Genomic DNA, 18,689 nt, shown 5'->3' with positions numbered 1-18,689 from the left:
TCTCTCTGTGAGGCTCTTTTTGTGGCTCTTCTCTTTGTGGGGGGGGGGGGTGTGGTGGGGGGGGGGGGGGGGGGGCCCCCCCCCCCCCGGCGCGCCTGGGCGTCGCGCGGGACGGCGTGCCGGGGGGGCGCTCGGCCGCTCAGCCGCCCAGCATCTCGCTCCAGCGGCGCTGCATCTCGGCGGGCGAGACCTCTTCCAGCTGCTGCGCCAGGATCCAGCGATGGCCGAACGGGTCGCGCAGATGGGCGACGCGCTCTCCGAAGAACTGGTCGGCGGCGGGGCGGTCCACGGTCGCGCCCGCCTCGGCGGCGCGGGCCAGGGCGGCGTCGCAATCCGGCGCCGGCAGGTAAAGGGCCACCGGCGTGCCCCCGAGCGCGTCGGGGCCGACCACGCCCATCTCCGCGAACGGGTCGTTGAGCATCAGCACGGAGGCGCCGATGGCGAGCTCGGCATGGCCGATCTTCCCGGCGCCGGGATCGGTGAGGCGGAACAGCTCCTCGGCGCCGAAGGCCGCCCGGTAGAAGGCGATGGCGGCGGCGGCGTCCGAGACGGTGATATGGGCGCGCAGGGGGGCGGCGGTGTCGGCGGCGGTCATGGAAGGCTCCGGGGCGGCAGGCATTGTTGCGATGTGCAACGGTCAGCCTGCGGCGCGGCGGCGGCCCTGTCCAGCGGCGCGGGGGCGGGCGCTCAGCCTTCAGCGAGGTCCGTGCGCGGGCGGATCCGCGCAGGCACCCCGGCGGCGACATGGCCCGGGGGCACGTCGCGGGTGACCACGGCGTTGGCGCCGATCACCGCGTCGTCGCCCACCTTGATGTCGCCCACGATCACCGCGCCGACCCCGATCTGCACCCTGTCCCCCAGCGTCGGGCAAGCGTTCAGATCGTCCAGCGAGGGGATCCCCAGCGTCACGTTCTGGCGGATGATCACGTCGTCGCCAATCCCCTTGGCCGAGAGGATGATGCCGCCGAAATGCTCGAACACCACGCGTCGGCCGATCGGGATGGAATAGGGCGCCTCGATCCCGCAGAGCACCTGGGAGAGCTTGAACATCACCCGGTAGAGGATGGTCAGCGGCGCGCGCAGCAGTTTCGGGCGCACCGACATGCGCCAGTTGCCGAAGCGGTGCCAGAACAGCGCCCAGAACCCCTGCGCGGCCCAGTCGCCCTTGTGGGCGGCGAGGTCTTCGCGCACCAGCGCCCAGAAGCCGATCCCGGGCGGGTTGGCGTTGCGGTCCCCGGCGGGGCGGGGGCCTGCCTTCGGGCGGGCGGGCTTCGGGGTGTCGTCGCTCATCGCCGCGCTCCGGGCATTGGGGGGGAGGAGGGGCCGGGCGCGCGGGGCGCCCGGCGGGGAGGGTCATGGCCCCGGAGGGCGGCGCGTCAGGGCGCCCAGGCCAGGAAGTTGGCGATCAGCTTCAGGCCCACCGCCTGGGATTTCTCGGGGTGGAACTGGGTGCCGATGATGTTGTCCCGGCCGACCGCCGCCGTCACCTCCTGCCCATAGGTGACGAAGCCGAGCCGGTGGGCCGGGTCTTCGGGCACGAAGTGGTAGGAGTGGACGAAATAGGCGTGGTCCCCGGTCTGCTCGCCGCCGATGCCGGTGAAGACCGGGTGATCGGCCATGCCGTGCAGGCGGTTCCAGCCCATGTGGGGGATTTTCAGCGCCGGGTCCGAGGGGGCGAGCTTGACGACCTCTCCGGGGATCCAGCCGAAGCCGGGGGTGTCGTAGAACTCCCGCCCCCAGGAGGCCATCAGCTGCATGCCGACGCAGATGCCGAGGAAGGGCTTGCCGGTGCGGGTGAAGGCGTCGAGCGCCTCCCACATCCCGTCGATGGCCTTGATCCCCTCGGCGCAGTCGCGATAGGCGCCCACCCCGGGCAGCAGGATGCGGTCGGCCCTGGCCGCCACGTCCGGGTCCGAGGTCACCACGATGGGGCCGCCCTTGCCGGTCTCGGCCGCCATGCGTTCGAAGGCCTTTTCGGCCGAGCGCAGGTTGCCCGAGCCGTAATCGATGATCGCGGTGGTCATAGCGTCCCCTTGGTGCTGGGGATGGCGTCGGCGCGGCGCGGGTCGGGCTCGACCGCCTCGCGCAGGGCGCGGGCCACGGATTTGAACGTCGCCTCGACGATGTGGTGGGAGTTGAAGCCGTCGAGTTTCGCCACGTTGAGGGTGATGCCGCCGTTCATGGCGAGCGCGGTGAAGAATTCGCGCGCCAGCTCGGTGTCCCAGGTCCCGATCTTCTGGGTGGGGATGTCGACGTTCCACACGAGGAAGGGCCGCCCGGAGAGGTCGAGGGCGGTGCGGATCAGCGCCTCGTCCATCGCCAGGTGGCAGGCGCCGTAGCGGCGGATGCCGCGCTTGTCGCCGAGCGCCTTGGTCAGGGCCTGGCCGATGGCGATGCCCACGTCCTCGACCGTGTGGTGGTCGTCGATATGCAGGTCGCCCGCGGCGCGGATCTTCATGTCGATCAGCGAATGCCGGGCGAGCTGGTCCAGCATGTGATCGAAGAAGCCGACGCCGGTGACGTTGTCGTACCGGCCGGTTCCGTCGAGGTTGATCTCGACGGTGATGTCGGTCTCCGCGGTGCGGCGGGCGATGCTGGCGGTGCGCATGGCGTATCCCTTTGCGATTGGGCGCTGATTGTATAGCTGCGCGCGCGCCGGGATGCGAGGGGGGAGGGCGCCGCGGGGGCGTATGCGCGGGGTTCGCCCGGCGGCGGCGCGCCAGAGGCCCGGCAGGGGGGCGGGGAGCGCGCGGACCGCGCCGCCCTCGCGGGCGCCGGCGGCCCGCCCGCCCGCGCCCGAGCCGGGCGCTTCCCCTCGGCCGCGCGCCCGTTCCCGGCGGCGCGCATCGCGGCCCCGGCTTGGCCGCGGCGCCCGCCGCCCTATCCTTTCCCCCGAGCCTGCCGCGGGAGACGCCGCGGCCGCGGGCCGTCGCCGGGGGGCGGCGCGGGCCGCGACTTGCCCATTCGCGCGCCGCCGCCTGTCCGCGCCGCGCCAACCCGGATCGGAGCGCCGCCATGCGCCGCCAGCCAGAAGACGCCCCCGTGGACGCCGCGGCGGAGGCCCCCCTGCGGGACGCCGCCATCCACGTCATCGTCAACCGCGCCTCGGGCGGCCAGGACGCCGACCGCCTTGCGCAGATCCGCGCCGGGTTCGCCGCCGCGGGGGCGGCCGAGCGCACCCGGATCGAGGCGGTCCCGGGCCGGGAGATGTCGGCCCGCGCCCGCGCCGCCGCCGAGGCCGGCGCCGGGGTCGTCGTGGCCTGCGGCGGCGACGGCACCATCTGCGCGGTGGCCGAGGGGCTGGCGCAGGCCCGCGCGGGCGGGGAGTCGGGCGCCGCCCTCGGGGTTCTGCCCGCCGGGACGTTCAACTATTTCGCCCGCGGCCTCGGCCTGCCCGAACGGATCGCCCCCGCCGCCCGCATCATCGCCGAGGGGCATACCCGCCCGCTGGCCACGGGGGCGGTGAACGGGCGGCTGTTCCTCAACAACGCCTCCATCGGCGTCTACCCGGCGATCCTGCGCGAGCGCGAGCAGATCTACGCCCGGTTCGGGCGCTCGCGCCTCGCGGCCTATTGGTCAGTGCTGCGGGTGCTGCGCGGCTTCGGCGGGCCGCTCCGGCTGCATATCGAGGCCGATGGGCGGGAGATCCGCACCCGCTCCCCCCTCGCCTTCGTGGCGGGCAGCGCCTACCAGCTCGACCTGCTCGGCGTCGACGGGGCCGAGGCGATCCGGGGCGGGCGGCTGGCGCTGCTGCTGGCGCCCGACGACCATCCCGGCGGCCTCGTGCGCCGCGCGCTGCGGCTTGGCGCAAGGCGGGCCGAGCGGGGCGAGGATTACACCCTGGTGGCCGCCCGCAGCATCCGCATCCATGCCGGGCCCGGCGCCCGCCTCGTGGCGCGGGATGGCGAGCGGGCGCGGATGCGCGGGCCGTTCGAATTCACGCTCTCGGCCCATGCGCTGCGGGCGGTGGTTCCGGCCGAGGGCTGGGCCGAAACGCCCGACGCGGCGGCGGAGGCGGCGGCATGACCCGGCTCGTCCACCTCTCCGACCTGCATTTCGGCCGGGCGCGCCCCGAGCTGCTGGAGCCGCTGTTGGAGGCCGTCGCCGCGGCGGCGCCGGACGTCGTGGCGGTGTCCGGCGACCTGACCCAGCGGGCGCGCGAAAGCCAGTTCGCCGACGCCGCCGATTTCCTCGACCGTATCCCCGCGCCCGTGCTTTGCGTGCCCGGCAACCACGACATCCCGCTCGAGAACTGGCCGATGCGGCTGCTGCGGCCTTTCCTGGCCTATCGGCGGGGGATCGGCGGCGACCTGGAGCCGGAGATGCTGGTGAACGCGCGGGAGGGGCCGGTGCGGGTGATCGGCCTCAACACCGTGACCCCGTTCCTGTGGCAGCGCGGCTGGCTGACCCGCGGCGCGGTGCGGCGGGCCTGCGCGCGGCTGGGGGCCGGGGACGCGGCGTTCAACGTGCTGGTCGCGCATCACCCGTTCAGCCACGCGCCCGATGCGCGCAAGGCGCTGATGAAAGGCGCCGCGCGGGCCGCGGGGGCGCTGTCGGATTGCGGGGCGGACGTGATCCTGTGCGGCCACCTTCACGCCTGGCGCACCACGCCCTTCGTGCGGCGGCAGGGCCGGGCCGGGGCGCTGCAGATCCAGGTCGGCACCAGCCTCTCGAACCGCGGGCGGGGCGAGCCGAACGATTTCGCGGTGCTCGATTTCGCCGATCCGCGGCTGCGGGTCGCCCGCATGGCCTGGGACGGCGCGGGGTTCGCGGAGCTCGAGGCCCGCGACTGGCTGCGCACGCCCGATGGCTGGGAGGCGCAGGAGGCCCGGGACGCAGCGGAACCCGCCCTGCACATCAGCTGATCCCCGTGCGACGCCCGCCGCGGGATGGGAGGGGAGGGAGCGCGAGGGAGGGGAGGGAAGGGGCCGCAGCCCCTTTCCTCCCCTCCCTCGCAATCACGGAAGATAGATCGCCCGGAAATCGTTGACATTGGTCAGCGTCGGCCCGGTGACCACCAGGTCCCCCAGCGCCTCGAAGGCCGAATAGGCGTCGTTCCCGTCGAGCAGCGCGCGCAGCGACACGCCCGCTTCCCCGGCCCGCGCATGGGTGTCCGGGCCGATGATTGCGCCCGCATTGTCCTCGGACCCGTCGATGCCGTCGGTGTCGGCGGCGAGGGCGTGGACCCCCGCCATGTCCGCTCCCAGCGCCACCGCCAGCGCCAGCAGGAACTCGGCGTTGCGCCCGCCGCGGCCGCCCTGGCCGCGCACCGTCACCGTGGTTTCCCCGCCCGAAAGCAGCACGCAGGGCCGCGGCAGCGGCTGGCCGTGGCGCAGCACCTGCCGCGTGATCCCGGCCATCACCTGCGCCGCCTCGCGCGCCTCGCCCTCGATCGCGTCGCCGAGGATCATCGGCGTCACCCCCGCCGCCCGCGCCGCCTCGGCCGCCGCCTCCAGCGCCATCTGGGGGGTGGCGAGCATCCGCAGCTCGCCCGAGACCTCTTTCGGGGCGGGGTTGTCCGCGATCACCCCGCGCAGCGCGTCGCCGATCTGCACGCCCCGGCGCTCCAGGATCGCCTCGGGGGACTCCCCGTCCGGCAGCGCCACGGTGGGGCCGGAGCCGATCACCGCCGGCTCGTCCCCCGGCACGTCCGAGATCATCCAGGTGACCAGCCGCGCGGGCGCCGCGGCCGCCGCCAGCCGCCCGCCCTTGATGCCCGAGAGCGCCTGGCGCACGCGGTTCATCTCATCTATCGGGGCGCCGGATTTGAGGAGCGCGCGCCCCACCTGCTGCTTGTCCGCCAGCGTCGCGGGCGAGACCGGCAGCGCCAGCAGCGCCGAGGCGCCGCCCGAGATCAGCGCGACCACGAGGTCCTTTTCCCCCGCCCCCTCGGCCAGGTGCAGGATGCGCCGCGCGGCGACCTCTCCGGCCGCGTCGGGAACGGGGTGGCTGGCCTCGACCACCTCGACATGCCGCGTCGGGCAGGCATGGCCGTAGCGGGTGACGATCAGCCCCTCGGGCTTGGTGGTCCAGCCGGCCTTCTCCACCTCGGCCTCGAAGGCGGCGGCCATGCGGGCCGAGCCCTTGCCCGCGCCGATCACGACCAGGCGGCCCTCCGGCTCCGGCGGCAGGGCGCCGAAATTGCCCTCCGGCCCGGCGGCGGAGAGGGCGGCGTCGAACAGCGCGCGCAGGAAGGCGGCGGGGTCGGTCACGGGCATGGGCGGTCCTTGGCAAGCTGGCGGCGTCTCCTTCACCCTAGCGGGCCGGGGCGGTGCGGCAAGGCCCCCGCGCCGCGGCGCCCCCGCCGCGGTGGCGCCCGGCGCGCGCCATGGCTATATCCCGGCGCAGAGGACGCCCCCCGGGGCGCAGACCGCGCACGACACAGGAAGGAAGCCCCATGTCCGACGATCAGTTCCCCGGCTGGCACGGCACCACCATCATCGGCGTGCGCAAGGGCGGGCGCGTGGTGGTCGCGGGCGACGGGCAGGTCTCCCTCGGGCAGACGGTCATCAAGGGCACGGCGCGCAAGGTGCGGCGGCTCAAGCCCGGCAAGACCGGCGCCGAGGTCGTCGCGGGCTTCGCCGGGTCCACCGCCGACGCCTTCACGCTGCTCGAGCGGCTCGAGGCCAAGCTCGAGGCGTCCCCGGACCAGCTCGCCCGCGCCTGCGTGGACCTGGCCAAGGACTGGCGCACCGACAAGTACCTGCAAAAGCTCGAGGCGATGCTGATCGTCACCGACGGCAAGGACCTGTTCATCGTCACCGGCGCAGGCGACGTGCTGGAGCCGGAGCATGACGTGGCCGCCATCGGCTCGGGCGGCAACTACGCGCTGGCCGCGGCGCGGGCGCTGATGGACAGCGAGATGGACGCAGAGGCGGTGGCCCGCAAGGCGATGGCGATCGCCGCGGATATCTGCGTCTACACCAACGGCAACCTTACGGTTGAGGTCGCGGGCTGAGGCGCAATCGCCGCGGGCGCATCCGCCGGGTTTTGCGATGCAGCAGGCGATTCGCCCTTTGAACCCGGTGATTTCGGGCGCCCGGCCGCGGGTGCAGCACGAATTCACGCCTGCGCATGAGATGCGACAATCCGACCATGACCGTTAAGTGAATGGCGCCTTTACGTCAATTCGGACCTTTTGGGTCGGGATTGCCGGACGGTATCGAAAACCAGTTGCCGGGCGCGTCACATGAACGCTAACTGAGCGTGCAGGCGGGTCTTTGTTTTCCCCGTGTCCCCGCCCGCACCGAAGGAAAATTGTCCATGACTCTCCGTCGCTTCGCCGCGATCGGGATGGCCGCGTCCTGCGTTGCGGCCGCCGGATCCGCGCAGGCCGCCGGCCTCGATGGCGGCCGGCTGCTCTCCGATTTCACCGTCATCGCCACCGAGAACTTCAACGGCGCGGTCGAGACCGAGGGCAACATGTTCGTCGGCGGGAACTTCACCGCCACCGGCCCCTACAACGTGAACCCCGACGCGCTGGGCGACGTGACCGTCGGGTCCCGCTCGGGCGCCTTCTTCGTCGGCGGCGACCTGACCGGCTCGGCCCGGCTGGCGCGCGGCGCGGCGGTGATCGGCGGCGCGGTGACCGGCACGCTGGACATGAGCAACAACCCCGACAAGGACGTGCCCGGCATCGTCTCGACCGGGGTCGGGACCGGCGTGGGCGGGGTCGAGGTCGACGCGGTGCGCGCGGCGCTGGAATCGCTCTCGGCCGATCTCGGCGCGCTGGGCGACACCCTGGGCTCGGCCGCGCACCTGTCCGACCAGAACGACCTGCGCTTCACCGCGGTGGACGGCGGCGGCGGCTTCGCGGTCATCAACGTGGGCGCGAGCTGGCTGGCGAACGGCACCTTCAAGGGCTTCTACGACGCGCTGAACGCCCCGGAATACGACCTGACCGTGGTGGTCAACGTCGATGGCGGCGGCGGCGCGGTGTCGATCGGCGCCAACCCCTCCGCGCCGGGCCAGTACACCAACGTGGTGTTCAACTTCATCAACACCGCCCAGATCACGCTCAACAGCGCGTTCAACTACACCGTGCTGGCGCCGCTCTCGGACATCATCCAGACCGGCGCGGGCGGCAAGGACGGCGCGACGGTGGGCAAGACCATCACCGGCGGGGCCGAGCTGCGGCCCTATTCCAACGTCTACAACTTCACCGGGGACCTGTCCTTCGCGACCGCCGACGTCCCCCTGCCGCCGAGCGCCGCGATCCTCGCCGGCGCCCTGTTCGGCCTCGGGCTGCTGCGCCGCCGCAGCGCCTGACGGCCGCGGGCGGGCCCGGCGCACGCCGTGACCGCGCGCCGGGGGCCGCCCCGGGACCCGGCGGGCCGCCCCATCGGCCCGCCGGGCGTCTCCGCCCCCCTCTCTCCCCCCGGCCCTCCTGCGTCCATGCCGCCGCCCCGCGCGCCCTTGCACCGGGGGCTTCGCGCCCTTTAATTCCGGGCGAGAAGCTGACCGGAGGGATGCATGACCGACCTGACCCCGCGCGAGATCGTCGCCGAGCTTGACCGCTACATCGTCGGACAGGCCGACGCGAAACGCGCCGTCGCCGTGGCCCTGCGCTCGCGCTGGCGGCGCCAGCGGCTCGACGCCGACATGGCGGCCGAGGTCACGCCCAAGAACATCCTGATGATCGGCCCGACCGGCGTCGGCAAGACCGAGATCAGCCGCCGCCTGGCGAAGCTGGCCAAGGCCCCCTTCATCAAGGTCGAGGCGACCAAGTTCACCGAGGTCGGCTATGTCGGCCGGGACGTGGAGCAGATCGTCCGCGACCTGGTGGAATCCGCCATCGTCATGCTGCGCGAGCACCGGCGCGAGGAGAACCGCGCCAAGGCCCACACGGCGGCGGAGGAGCGCGTGCTCGACGCCCTCTGCGGCGCCGACAGCCGCGACGCGACGCGGGAGATGTTCCGCAAGAAGCTCCGCTCCGGCGAGCTCGACGGCAAGATGATCGAGCTGGAGCTGCAGGACCAGTCGAACCCGTTCGGCGGCATGGACATCCCCGGCCAGCCCGGCCAGATGATGGATCTCGGGGCCATGTTCGGGAAGGCCATGGGCGGGCGCACCAAGCGCGTGAAGCTCTCGGTCGCCGAGAGCCACGAGGCGCTGGTGGCCGAGGAGGCCGACAAGATGGTCGACCAGGAGAGCCTGACCCGCGAGGCGCTCTCGGCGGTCGAGCAGTCGGGCATCGTGTTCCTGGACGAGATCGACAAGGTCTGCGCGCGCGAGGGGGCCAAGGGCGCCGACGTCTCGCGCGAGGGGGTGCAGCGCGACCTGCTGCCCCTGATCGAGGGCACCACCGTGGCGACCAAGCACGGCCCGGTGAAGACGGACCACATCCTGTTCATCGCCTCGGGCGCGTTCCACGTCGCCAAGCCGTCGGACCTGCTTCCGGAGCTCCAGGGACGGCTTCCGATTCGGGTCGAACTGGGCGCGCTGAGCGAATCGGACTTCGTTCGGATCCTCACGGACACCGACAACGCCCTCACCCGGCAATACGCGGCGCTGATGGCGACCGAGGGCGTGACGGTCGATTTCACCGAGGACGGCGTGCAGGCGATGGCTGAAATCGCGGCAGAGGTTAACCGCTCGGTTGAAAACATCGGCGCGCGGCGCCTCTACACCGTCATCGAGCGGGTGTTCGAGGAGCTCGGCTTCCTCGCGCCCGACCGGAAGGGCGAGCAGGTGACCATCGACAGAGCATATGTGCAATCAAGGCTTTCCGGCCTGGCCAAGGCCGCCGATGTCAGCCGCTACGTGCTGTAACGGTTCTGGAGGGGGTGGATTTCGGTCCGCCCCCTTTGTTCATCCTGCGCTCATATATTAATGATGAACGCACCCTGCAGCAGAATGAAGGATTGCTGTATTTGGGTTCAATAACATTCGCTAAGGTTGTTTTCCGGGGTTTGGCTGCGGTCTTGGGTTGACCCGAAGACGCCGCTGCGGCTTAAACAGTCTCGTACCTCGTATGCGTAACTGTTCTGAGTTGGAGACCACAGCGTGCGTAAGAACCTGTTCAAGGGCGCGGAATTCGCGTCCCTCCCCGACGCGTCCGATTTCGCCGGGATCCTGCCCGAGCAGTCCTCCGGCAAGGGCCACGCGTTCGGCCGCCGGGCCGAGACCTCCGAAGATGATGGGCTGACCCTCGCCAAGGGCGGCAAGGGCAAGCCGACGGATGGCGGGACCACCGACGGCGGCACGACCGAGGGCAGCGCCAAGGGCGGCAACGGCAAGGGCAAGAAGGGCGGGACCGACACGGGCACGACGGACCCGACCGATCCCACGGACCCGACCGATCCGACCGACCCGACGGATCCCACGGACCCGACGGATCCCACCGATCCCACGGACCCGACGGATCCCACCGATCCGACCGACCCCACGGACCCGACCGACCCGGTCGATCCCGTCGATCCGGTTGACCCCGTCGACCCCGTGTCCCCGGGCACGATCGACGCGACCACGGGCCTCTGGCTCGACTACACCTCGGGCCTCGGCGGCCTGGGCGTGGTGTCGGACTACAACATCGAGGTCGTGTTCACCGGCGCCGGCTGGACCGCCGCGCTGCAGGAAGACTTCATCGTCGCGGCCGAGTACATCTCCACCCTCGTCATCGGCGACGTGGCGGACTCGGGCGATATCGACGACATCCGCATCTCGGCCGAGATGGTCGCCATCGACGGGACCGGCGGCGTGCTCGGCGCCGCGGGGCCGACCGCGGTGCGCTCCGGCTCGCTGCTGACCACCACCGGCATCATGCGCTTCGACACCGCCGACGCGGAAACCTATGACGCCAACGGCCTGTTCGACGACATCGTGCTGCACGAGATGCTGCACACCCTCGGCGTCGGCTCGCTCTGGAACGCCATGGGCCTCGTCAGCGGCTCGGTCGCCGGCGACGACATGATCTTCATCGGCGAGAACGCGAACCTGGCCTTCCAGGCCGCGGGCGGGACCGGCGTGATCAATGTCGAGACCGACGGCGGCTCGGGCACCGCGGGCGCGCATTGGGACGAAGCCCAGTTCGCGAACGAGCTGATGACCGGGTACATCAACGGCGACAACCACCTCTCGGCCATGTCCGTCGCCTCGATGGAGGACATGGGCTACGAGACCGTGTTCGACGCCGCCGATCCGACCGCCGCGATCCTGCAGCTCGACGAGTTCGCGCTGGTCTGATCGCCGGCCTGATCCGGGGGCGCCCGGCGACGGTCGCCGCCTGACTTTCCAACAAGGGTTGCGGTCCTGCCGGCCATCGGGTCGGCCCCACGAGGTCCGCAGCCACGCGCCGCACTTCCCTCCGGCGCGCATGGACGCGCCCCGCACTTCCCCGCGGGGCGCGTTTTTGTCCCTGCATGGCCCCTGCGCCCGCGCCGGCCCCTGCGCCTGCGCCGGGCCCTGCGCCCGCGCCAGGCCCTGCGCCTGCGCCGGGCCGCCGCCCTCCGTCGCCCGCGCCGGGCCTTCCCGGCGCCGGGTCAGCCCCCGTAGGCGGCGGCCTGGATCGCCGCCCGCGCCGCGGCGGCCGCCGCGCCGCCGGGGGCGGGGCCGTCCTCGCGGATCGCGCGCAGGAGCGACTCGCGCGCCGCCTCGGCCCGGCCGAGCGCGGTTTCCGCCAGCCCCTTCTGCAGCCAGGCATGGGCCAGGCCGGGCGCCGCGACGGCGGCCGCCGCGGCGTCTTCAAGGGCGCCGGGCGCGTCGCCCATGCCGACCCGCGCCTCGGCCCGCAGCGCCAGCAGCTCGGCGCGGCGGTCGTCGCCGGGGAGGCTCAGCGCCCCCGACAGGTCGATGGCGGCGGCGGTCCAGGCCGCTTCGGCCAGCCGCACCCGCGCGCGCACGGCCAGCGCGTCGCGCCGCGCCGCCGCGCCCTCGGGGGCCGATTTCAGCGCCGCCTCGGCCGAGGCCAGCGCCTCCGCCGGCCGCCCCGCGGCCAGCCACAGCTCCGCCGCCAGCGCGAAGATCCCGGGGCGCCGCGCCGCGGGCGCCTCGCGCGCCGCGAGGTCCAGCGCCTGGCCCGCCGATCCATGCGCGCCGAGGGCGGAGAGCGCGTTCGCCTCGCAGATCCGCGCCTGCGCGCCGCCATGGCCGAAGCGCCGCCATTCCAGCGCCGCCTCGCGCCCGGCTTCGGCGTCGTTGGTCACCCGGTCGATGCAGGTCTCATAGCTGCGGACCGGGGGCAGGGCGGTCGCGGGGGCGGGCAGGGCGAGGGCGGCGAGGCAGAGCAGGGCGGCGGCGCGGGGGCCGTGCGGTGGGCGGGGGCGGTGGATCATGGCGATTGTCTCCCGTCCTCTCCCCGTGCGAGGGAGGGTCTGCGCGTCGGGCGCGGAAACCCGCGCGGCGCGCCCTATGTCGTCCCCCGTCGCCCCCGGGGCAAGGGGGCGCAGGAAATCAGGAGGGACGCCGAATGCCCGGCACGCTGCTCAGCCTTGGTCATGGATACACCGCCCGCGCCCTCTCCCGCAGGCTGGTCGCGCAGGGCTGGCGGGTGATCGGCACGACGCGGGACGAAGGCAAGGCGGCTCAGATCCGGGCCGAGGGGGCCGAGGCGGTGGTGTTCCCGCCCGAGGATGCGGCGGCGCTGGTGCGCGGCGCGACGCATCTGCTGGTCTCGGCCGGGCCGGACCGGCATGGCGCGGACCCGGCGCGGGCGGCGATGGAAGACGCGATCCGGGCCGAGGGCGGCGGGTTGCAATGGGCCGGGTACCTGTCCACCACCGCGGTGTACGGCGATCTCGACGGCGGCTGGGTGGATGAGAACGGCGCGCTGAACCCCGGCACCTCGCGCGGCAAGGCGCGGGTGGCGGCGGAGGAGGGCTGGTCGGCGCTGGCCGCGGCGGCGGGCTTCCCGCTGCACATCTTCCGGCTCGCGGGCATCTATGGCCCCGGCCGCGGCCCCTTCGCCAAGGTGCGCGAGGGCAAGGCCCGGCGGATCGTGAAGCCGGGCCAGGTGTTCAGCCGCATCCATGTCGAGGATATCGCGACGATCCTGCAGGCCTCGATGGCGCGGCCGCGGGCGGGGGCGGTGTACAATGTGTGCGACGACCTTCCCGCCCCGCCCGAGGACGTGATCGAGGAGGCGGCGCGCCTCCTGGGCCTGCCGATCCCGCCCGCGGTGGATTTCGACGAGGCGGAGATGACCCCGATGGCCCGCAGCTTCTATGCCGAGTGCAAGCGGACCTCGAACGCCTTGTTGCGGGACGAGCTGGGGGTGGCGCTGGCCTATCCGACCTATCGCGAGGGGCTGCGGGCGCTTCTGGCCGAGGAGGGGTGAGGGGGGGGGCGCCCCGGCGCCGCCTCCCACCCCGGCAGGCGTCGCGGCGGCTTCGGGCGCATCGCGGCCCAGCCCCGGCGGCGCCGGGGCGGGCGGCTCAGCCCGCCGGGCGCCGGACGGTGGCGCCGCCCGCCTTCATCTCTCCACCCGCGCGGTCGAAGCGCAGGTGGGCCAGCGCGACGCCGCCCGAGACGGTGCCGAGCACCCCGGCGGGCTTGCCGCCCTCGTTGACGATCTCGGTCCCCGGCGCGGGCGCCTCGCCGTCGATCTCCACCTGCACGAGGCCCTTGCGCAGCTCGGTCTTGTGCTTCATCCGCGCGACGATCTCCTGCCCTACATAGCAGCCCTTGCGGAAATCGACGCCGTGGAGGCGCTCGAACCCGTATTCGAGGATGTAGCTGTCGGGACCGAGCTCCGTCCCCGCCTCGGGGATCATGTGCGCGACGCGCAGCGCGTCCCAGTCGGCGCGGGCGGCGGCCTGGGCGCCCGAGGCGGCGAGCGCCGCGGGACCGTCGGCGGCGAAGACCCGGAAGCCGAGCGCCGGATCCCGCGGATCGGCGATCACGACGCCATCGGCCCCCGCGGCCTTCGCGGCGGCCTCTTCGGCGCCCTCGCCCCAGATCTGCAGCGCGGTCAGGCCCGAGGCCGCGATCTCAAGCTTGCGGCGCAGGCGGTACATGGCGAGGCGCTGGGCGAGCGGTTTCACCTGCTCCATCGCCACGTCGATCAGCGCCTCATCCGCGCTGACGTGCAGCAGGAAATCGGCCAGGTACTTGCCCTGCGGCGTCAGCAGCGCGGCATAGGCGCCGCCATCCTGCGCCGGTTTCTCCACGTTGGCGCTGACCAGCCCGTCGAGGAACTCCGCCGTTCCCGCGCCCGAGATGCGCAGCACCCCCCGTTCCTCCGCGATCCGACCGAATGCCATGCCGTTCCCTTTCCCTGACGCCGCGCGCGCCCCCGCGCCCGAATGCACCGTCGCGCCGGGCGCGCCGGTCCGCTATACCCGGGCGCGAAGACGGGGGCCGCCCGCCATATAGCCGCCCCCGCCCCCAATGCCAGCAGGACCAGCAGGAGACGCGCCATGGCCCCCACCTATGATCTCATCCTCAAGGGCGGAACCGTGGTCAACCAGGATGGTGTCGGCAAGGCCGATATCGGCGTGACCGGGGGCCGGATCGCCGCCATCGGCGATCTGTCGGCGGCGCAGGCGGGCCAGGTGCAGGACTGCACGGGCCTGCACATCCTGCCCGGCGTCATCGACAGCCAGGTCCATTTCCGCGAGCCGGGCAACGAGCACAAGGAGGATCTCGAGACCGGGTCCCGCGCCGCCGTGATGGGCGGCGTCACCTGCGTGTTCGAGATGCCCAACACCTCGCCGCTGACCACCGAGTTCGACAAGCTCGAGGACAAGGTCAACCGCGGCCGCAACCGGATGCATTCCGATTTCGCCTTCTGGTTCGGCGCCACGACCGAGAACGTGGGCATCCTCGAAGAAGCCGAGCGGCTCGAGGGCTGCGCGGGCATCAAGATGTTCATGGGCTCCTCCACCGGCGACCTGCTGGTGTCGGATGACGCCGGGGTCGCCTCGGTCCTCGCCAATGGCCGCCGCCGCGTGGCGGTCCATTCCGAGGAGGAGGACCGCCTGATCGCCCGCAAGGACGTGCGGCGCGAGGGCGATCCGTCGAGCCACCCCGAGTGGCGCGACCCCACCGCCGCCGTCCTGTGCACCGAGCGCCTGATCCGCCACGCGCGGGAGCAGAACCGGCGCATCCACATCCTCCACATCTCCACCGGCGACGAGATCCCGATCCTCGCGCGCCACAAGGACCTGGTGACCTGCGAGGCGACGCCGCATCACCTGACCATCGACGGGGACGAGGCCTATGCCCGCCTCGGGACCCTCGTGCAGATGAACCCGCCGGTGCGCGGCGCCGCCCATCGCGACGCGATCTTCGAAGGGCTGCGGCAGGGGATCATCGACGTGCTCGGCTCGGACCATGCGCCCCATGCGCTCGAGGAAAAGGCCAAGCCCTACCCGGCCTCGCCCTCCGGCATGCCCGGCGTGCAGACGCTGGTGCCGGTGATGCTGACCCATGTCGCCGAGGGGCGCCTGACGCTGGAGCGGTTCGTGGACCTGACCTCCGCCGGGCCGCAGCGCATCTTCGGGCTGGCGGGCAAGGGGCGCATCGCGGTGGGCTATGACGCCGATTTCACCGTGGTCGACCTGAAGGCCGAGCGGGAGATCAGGAACGACTGGATCGCCAGCAAGTGCGGCTGGACGCCCTATGACGGGTTCATGACCAAGGGCTGGGCTGTGGGCACGGTCATCCGCGGCACGCGGGTGATGTGGGAGGACGAGCTGATCGCCCCCTCGCAGGGCCAGCCGGCGCGCTTCTCGGAAGGCTGGGTGGGCTGAGGCCCGCCTGACCCTCCGCGCCTGTCCCGCCCCCGCCCCCCGGCGCAGACGTCTGCCGGGCGCGGGCGGGACGGCGAGCGGGGGGCCTTGCGCCCCCCCGAGGCGGACCGCTCCCCCCTGGCGCCGGTCCCCTAGCGCCAGTCCCGAGGCGGCAGGTCGGACGCCTCGTCCACGTCCCGCATCAGCGGCCCGCGGGCGATCCGCAGCGGCGCGGCGCTCGCCTCGGCATCCGCCAGCGCGTGTTCGGTAGACCAGCGGCAGTCCCGGAACAGGCCCCGAGGCGGCGCCGCCCCGCCGCGCTTCAGGCCCACCAGCCAGAACCCGCCGTCGCCCGCCGGGGCGAACAGCGCCTCGGCGCCCTCGAGCGCCTTGAAGGACGCGGCGATCTGCGCCCGCGTCACCCGCGGGATGTCCCCGCCCATCAGCAGGACCGGCCCCGGCGGCGCCTCGCGCAGCCCCCGCGCCATGCGGGCCCCGAGATCGCCCGAGCCCTGCGCCATCCGCCGGAACCCGCCGGGAAACGCCCGGCTGGCTTCCGCGCCATGGGGCGAGACGAACAGGATCAGTTCCCAGCGCGGGTCGCGCCCCAGACGCCGCAACGTCTGCGCCAGCTGCCGCCGGAACCACCAGGCCGCGGGGACCTTGCCGATGCCGCGCGCGAGGCGGGTCTTCACCCGGCCCGGGCGCGGCTCCTTCACCATCACCAGCAGGCGGAGGCGGCGGGCCTCAGCGCCGCTCATACCGTTTCGCCAGCGTCTCGGGGGGCACGCCAACCGCGTACATCCCCAGGGTCGAGAGGTTCCGCGCCCCGCGCCGCAGCCAGCCGTCGCGGCGGTACCGCTCGGCGCTGGTCGCCGCCTCGGCCCCCAGCGGGCGCAGCTTGCCCTTCAGGCGGCGGGCGAGGGCCACGTCCTCCATCAACGGGATCTCGGGGAAGCCGCCGACCTGCCGGTAGAGGCTTCGGGGGACCAGCAGCCCCTGGTCGCCATAGGGCAGCCCGAACAGGCCCGAGCGCAGGTTGGCCCAGCCGGCCACGGCCCGCGGCGCGAAGCCGTCATCGTCGAAGCGCAGGCGGAACCAGCCCGCGCGGTCCGGGAATTCCATCATGTGCCGCTGCACCGCGCCGACCCAGCCCGGGCCGGGCACGGTGTCGGCATGAAGGAACAGCAGCCACGCGCCCTGCGCCGCCGCCGCCCCGGCGGCGAGCTGCGTTCCCCGGCCCCGCGGCGCCTCGATCAGCTTCGCGCCGACCGCCTCGGCCACGTCCCCGATCGCGTCCTCCGAGCCGCCATCGACCAGGATCACCTCGCGCAGCAGCCCCTCCAGCAGCGCCTCGGACAGCGCCCCGAGGCACGGCCCGATCCGGTCCGCCGCGTTCAGCGTCGGGATGACGACCGAGATCGGCGCGCTCATGCCGAGCGCCCCGCGGGACGGGCGGGCAGCGGCCCGGCCAGCCGCGTCATCGCGAAGGCCCCGAGCCCGGTCAGCCCGAAGGCCAGCGCCAGCGGCACCGCGGTGCCGTCGAAGGCCGCGCCCGAGATCCAGGCGAACACCACGCCTGCGCCCGAGCCCATGGCCGAGACCACCGCGCTCGCCGCCCCCGCCCGCGCGCCCATCGGGATCAGCGCCACGGCCGACAGGTTGCCGTACATCGCCGCGAAGGCCGCGACGGGAATGCAGACCCAGGTCATGTAGACCCAGAACGGCGGCAGTCCGTCCCAGGCCGCCGCGAACAGCGCCGCGCCCGCAAGGCCCGAGACGGCCGACGCCGCCAGCGCCGTCACCGCCACCTTGCGCGCGCCGAACAACCGGACCCATTTCGCGCTCGCCATCGCCGCCGCCCCGTTCAGAACCGCCGCCCCGCCGAAGGCGGCGGGCAGCCAGGCGCCCAGGGCGTAGACCTCGCCGAACACCTGCTGGGCGGTGGAGAGATACGACACGAAGGCCCCGAACACGAGCGACAGCGCCGCCGCGTGCGCCATGCACCAGCGCGACGACAGCACCGCCCGGAACGTGTCGATCACCGAGGCGAAGTTCAGCGGGCGGCGGTGTTCCTCGCGCAGCGTCTCCTCCTGCACCCAGAAGAACCACGCGCCGGTCAGCGCCGCCTGCACCAGCAGCACCCCGAACAGCCAGCGCCAGTCCGCCACCGCGATCACCGCCTGGCCCATGGCGGGGGCCAGCAGGATGATCAGCACGAACACCGCCGAGGAGAGGGACACGACGCGCGCCATCTCGTCCCCTTCATAGCGGTCGCGGGTGACGGCGAGCGAGATCACCCGCAGCCCCCCGGACCCCAGCCCCTGCAGCACCCGCCCCGCCAGCAGCGCGGTGAAGCTGGGCGCGAAGACGCACAGGATGGTGCCCACGAGATAGGTGGCGATGTTGATCGCCGCCGCCTTGCGCCGCCCGAGGCTGTCGGCGATCGGCCCGATGAACAGCTGGCAGATCGCGACGCCCACGAACAGCGCCAGCAGCACCCATTGCCGCTGGTTCGGGTCCTGCAGCTGGTAGTGGTCCGAGATCAGCCCCATCGCCGGGATCACCACGTCGGTGGAGAACGCGTTGATCGCCCCCAGCGCCGCCATCAGCGCGACGAAGCCGAAGGACGCGCGCCGCCCGCCGCCGCCCTCGCCGGAGGGCGCGGGATCGGGCATCGCGGTGGGCGTGCGGCCCGCCGGGCGGGGCGGGGGCGCATCCGCGCGGGTCAGGTCTTCGGTCATCGGGGGAAACTCGCGGCGCGGCAGGCGAAAAGAAAGCGCCGCCGCGGGAGGCGCCCGGGCGGCAGGTCGTTCATCAGCATAAACGTCAGGAAGCCGAACGAAAAGCCTTGGTCCGGCATGTCGGCCTCCCGCGGCCCCGCGGCGCGACGCCGGATGCGGGGCGGGTGGGGGTCCGGGGGGGGGGGGGGGGGGGGGGGAACCCCCCGCAATCCGCCCGCCCCCTTCCGAAACCCCGCAATTCAGGCTATCCCGCGCCCATGACCGACATTCTCGACCG

At 73.3% G+C, this 18,689-nt stretch carries 18 protein-coding genes; 8 read left to right on the top strand and 10 right to left on the bottom strand.

All coding sequences use genetic code 11. The features are described 5' to 3' along the window. Positions 1 to 139: 139 nt before the first annotated feature. From ACQ5SO_RS08065 to hisB, 4 genes are all read right to left on the bottom strand, one after another. Complete coding sequence (locus tag ACQ5SO_RS08065) at positions 140 to 595, bottom strand: VOC family protein (protein ID WP_430941074.1); 456 nt, start codon at positions 593 to 595, stop codon at positions 140 to 142. 92 nt (positions 596 to 687) lie between these two features. Continuing rightward, complete coding sequence (locus tag ACQ5SO_RS08060) at positions 688 to 1,290, bottom strand: serine O-acetyltransferase (protein ID WP_430941073.1); 603 nt, start codon at positions 1,288 to 1,290, stop codon at positions 688 to 690. 86 nt (positions 1,291 to 1,376) lie between these two features. Further along, positions 1,377 to 2,024, bottom strand: a complete 648-nt coding sequence (gene hisH / locus ACQ5SO_RS08055; protein ID WP_430941072.1) for an imidazole glycerol phosphate synthase subunit HisH — start codon at positions 2,022 to 2,024, stop codon at positions 1,377 to 1,379. Beyond that, on the bottom strand, positions 2,021 to 2,608 hold the full coding sequence (gene hisB / locus ACQ5SO_RS08050; protein ID WP_430941071.1) for an imidazoleglycerol-phosphate dehydratase HisB: 588 nt from the start codon (positions 2,606 to 2,608) through the stop codon (positions 2,021 to 2,023). Before hisB ends, hisH begins: the two co-directional genes overlap by 4 nt. 407 nt (positions 2,609 to 3,015) lie before the next feature. Between hisB and ACQ5SO_RS08045 the strand changes: the two genes are divergently transcribed. Both ACQ5SO_RS08045 and ACQ5SO_RS08040 read left to right on the top strand, forming a co-directional pair. Further along, positions 3,016 to 4,026: a diacylglycerol/lipid kinase family protein gene (locus ACQ5SO_RS08045; protein WP_430941070.1), complete on the top strand. Its 1,011-nt coding sequence runs from the start codon at positions 3,016 to 3,018 to the stop codon at positions 4,024 to 4,026. After that, the gene (locus ACQ5SO_RS08040; protein ID WP_430941069.1) at positions 4,023 to 4,865 is read left to right on the top strand and encodes a metallophosphoesterase family protein; all 843 of its coding nucleotides are present in this window, start codon (positions 4,023 to 4,025) and stop codon (positions 4,863 to 4,865) included. Before ACQ5SO_RS08045 ends, ACQ5SO_RS08040 begins: the two co-directional genes overlap by 4 nt. 93 nt (positions 4,866 to 4,958) lie before the next feature. On the opposite strand, the gene ACQ5SO_RS08035 is transcribed toward ACQ5SO_RS08040, so the two are convergent. Next, positions 4,959 to 6,218, bottom strand: a complete 1,260-nt coding sequence (locus ACQ5SO_RS08035; protein WP_430941068.1) for a glycerate kinase type-2 family protein — start codon at positions 6,216 to 6,218, stop codon at positions 4,959 to 4,961. Between the two features lie 179 nt (positions 6,219 to 6,397). Here ACQ5SO_RS08035 and hslV point away from each other — a divergent pair, with 179 nt between their 5' ends. The 4 genes from hslV (at position 6,398) to ACQ5SO_RS08015 (ending at position 11,184) form a co-directional block, all read left to right on the top strand. Beyond that, a complete protein-coding gene (gene hslV / locus ACQ5SO_RS08030) occupies positions 6,398 to 6,958 on the top strand; it encodes an ATP-dependent protease subunit HslV (protein WP_430941067.1) in 561 nt (186 codons plus the stop codon). Positions 6,959 to 7,263: 305 nt separating this feature from the next. Beyond that, positions 7,264 to 8,268, top strand: a complete 1,005-nt coding sequence (locus ACQ5SO_RS08025; protein WP_430941066.1) for a collagen-binding domain-containing protein — start codon at positions 7,264 to 7,266, stop codon at positions 8,266 to 8,268. 204 nt (positions 8,269 to 8,472) lie between these two features. Then, positions 8,473 to 9,771, top strand: a complete 1,299-nt coding sequence (gene hslU / locus ACQ5SO_RS08020; protein ID WP_430941065.1) for an ATP-dependent protease ATPase subunit HslU — start codon at positions 8,473 to 8,475, stop codon at positions 9,769 to 9,771. A gap of 234 nt (positions 9,772 to 10,005) precedes the next feature. Continuing rightward, positions 10,006 to 11,184: a leishmanolysin-related zinc metalloendopeptidase gene (locus tag ACQ5SO_RS08015; protein WP_430941064.1), complete on the top strand. Its 1,179-nt coding sequence runs from the start codon at positions 10,006 to 10,008 to the stop codon at positions 11,182 to 11,184. A 296-nt stretch (positions 11,185 to 11,480) separates the two neighbouring features. Here the strand turns inward: ACQ5SO_RS08015 and ACQ5SO_RS08010 are convergent, their stop codons facing one another. Then, positions 11,481 to 12,272: a hypothetical protein gene (locus tag ACQ5SO_RS08010; RefSeq protein WP_430941063.1), complete on the bottom strand. Its 792-nt coding sequence runs from the start codon at positions 12,270 to 12,272 to the stop codon at positions 11,481 to 11,483. A 134-nt stretch (positions 12,273 to 12,406) separates the two neighbouring features. On the opposite strand from ACQ5SO_RS08010, the gene ACQ5SO_RS08005 reads away from it, so the two are divergent. After that, a complete protein-coding gene (locus ACQ5SO_RS08005) occupies positions 12,407 to 13,273 on the top strand; it encodes an SDR family oxidoreductase (protein WP_430941062.1) in 867 nt (288 codons plus the stop codon). 97 nt (positions 13,274 to 13,370) lie between these two features. On the opposite strand, the gene ACQ5SO_RS08000 is transcribed toward ACQ5SO_RS08005, so the two are convergent. Further along, positions 13,371 to 14,198 (bottom strand): YgfZ/GcvT domain-containing protein, encoded by an 828-nt coding sequence (locus ACQ5SO_RS08000; RefSeq protein WP_430941061.1) that lies wholly within the window; start codon positions 14,196 to 14,198, stop codon positions 13,371 to 13,373. Positions 14,199 to 14,354: 156 nt separating this feature from the next. On the opposite strand from ACQ5SO_RS08000, the gene ACQ5SO_RS07995 reads away from it, so the two are divergent. Next, positions 14,355 to 15,689 (top strand): dihydroorotase, encoded by a 1,335-nt coding sequence (locus tag ACQ5SO_RS07995; RefSeq protein ID WP_430941060.1) that lies wholly within the window; start codon positions 14,355 to 14,357, stop codon positions 15,687 to 15,689. Between the two features lie 131 nt (positions 15,690 to 15,820). Here the strand turns inward: ACQ5SO_RS07995 and ACQ5SO_RS07990 are convergent, their stop codons facing one another. From ACQ5SO_RS07990 to ACQ5SO_RS07980, 3 genes are read right to left on the bottom strand one after another with little or no spacing between them, the layout of a single operon-like run. Further along, the gene (locus tag ACQ5SO_RS07990; RefSeq protein ID WP_430941059.1) at positions 15,821 to 16,429 is read right to left on the bottom strand and encodes a TIGR04282 family arsenosugar biosynthesis glycosyltransferase; all 609 of its coding nucleotides are present in this window, start codon (positions 16,427 to 16,429) and stop codon (positions 15,821 to 15,823) included. After that, positions 16,416 to 17,102 carry a TIGR04283 family arsenosugar biosynthesis glycosyltransferase gene (locus ACQ5SO_RS07985; protein WP_430941058.1) on the bottom strand — a complete coding sequence of 229 codons (687 nt, stop codon included), beginning with the start codon at positions 17,100 to 17,102 and terminating at the stop codon, positions 16,416 to 16,418. The genes ACQ5SO_RS07990 and ACQ5SO_RS07985 overlap by 14 nt, the downstream gene beginning before the upstream one ends. Next, the gene (locus ACQ5SO_RS07980) at positions 17,099 to 18,412 is read right to left on the bottom strand and encodes an MFS transporter (protein ID WP_430941057.1); all 1,314 of its coding nucleotides are present in this window, start codon (positions 18,410 to 18,412) and stop codon (positions 17,099 to 17,101) included. The genes ACQ5SO_RS07985 and ACQ5SO_RS07980 overlap by 4 nt, the downstream gene beginning before the upstream one ends. Positions 18,413 to 18,689: the final 277 nt, after the last annotated feature.

Origin of the sequence: Rhodovulum sp. DZ06 (assembly GCF_050586345.1) — a bacterium.
Classification (GTDB): Bacteria; Pseudomonadota; Alphaproteobacteria; order Rhodobacterales; family Rhodobacteraceae; genus JBOCEF01.
The sequence above is the reverse complement of the archived record's forward strand: the minus strand, read 5'-3'. Positions and strand labels throughout refer to the sequence as shown.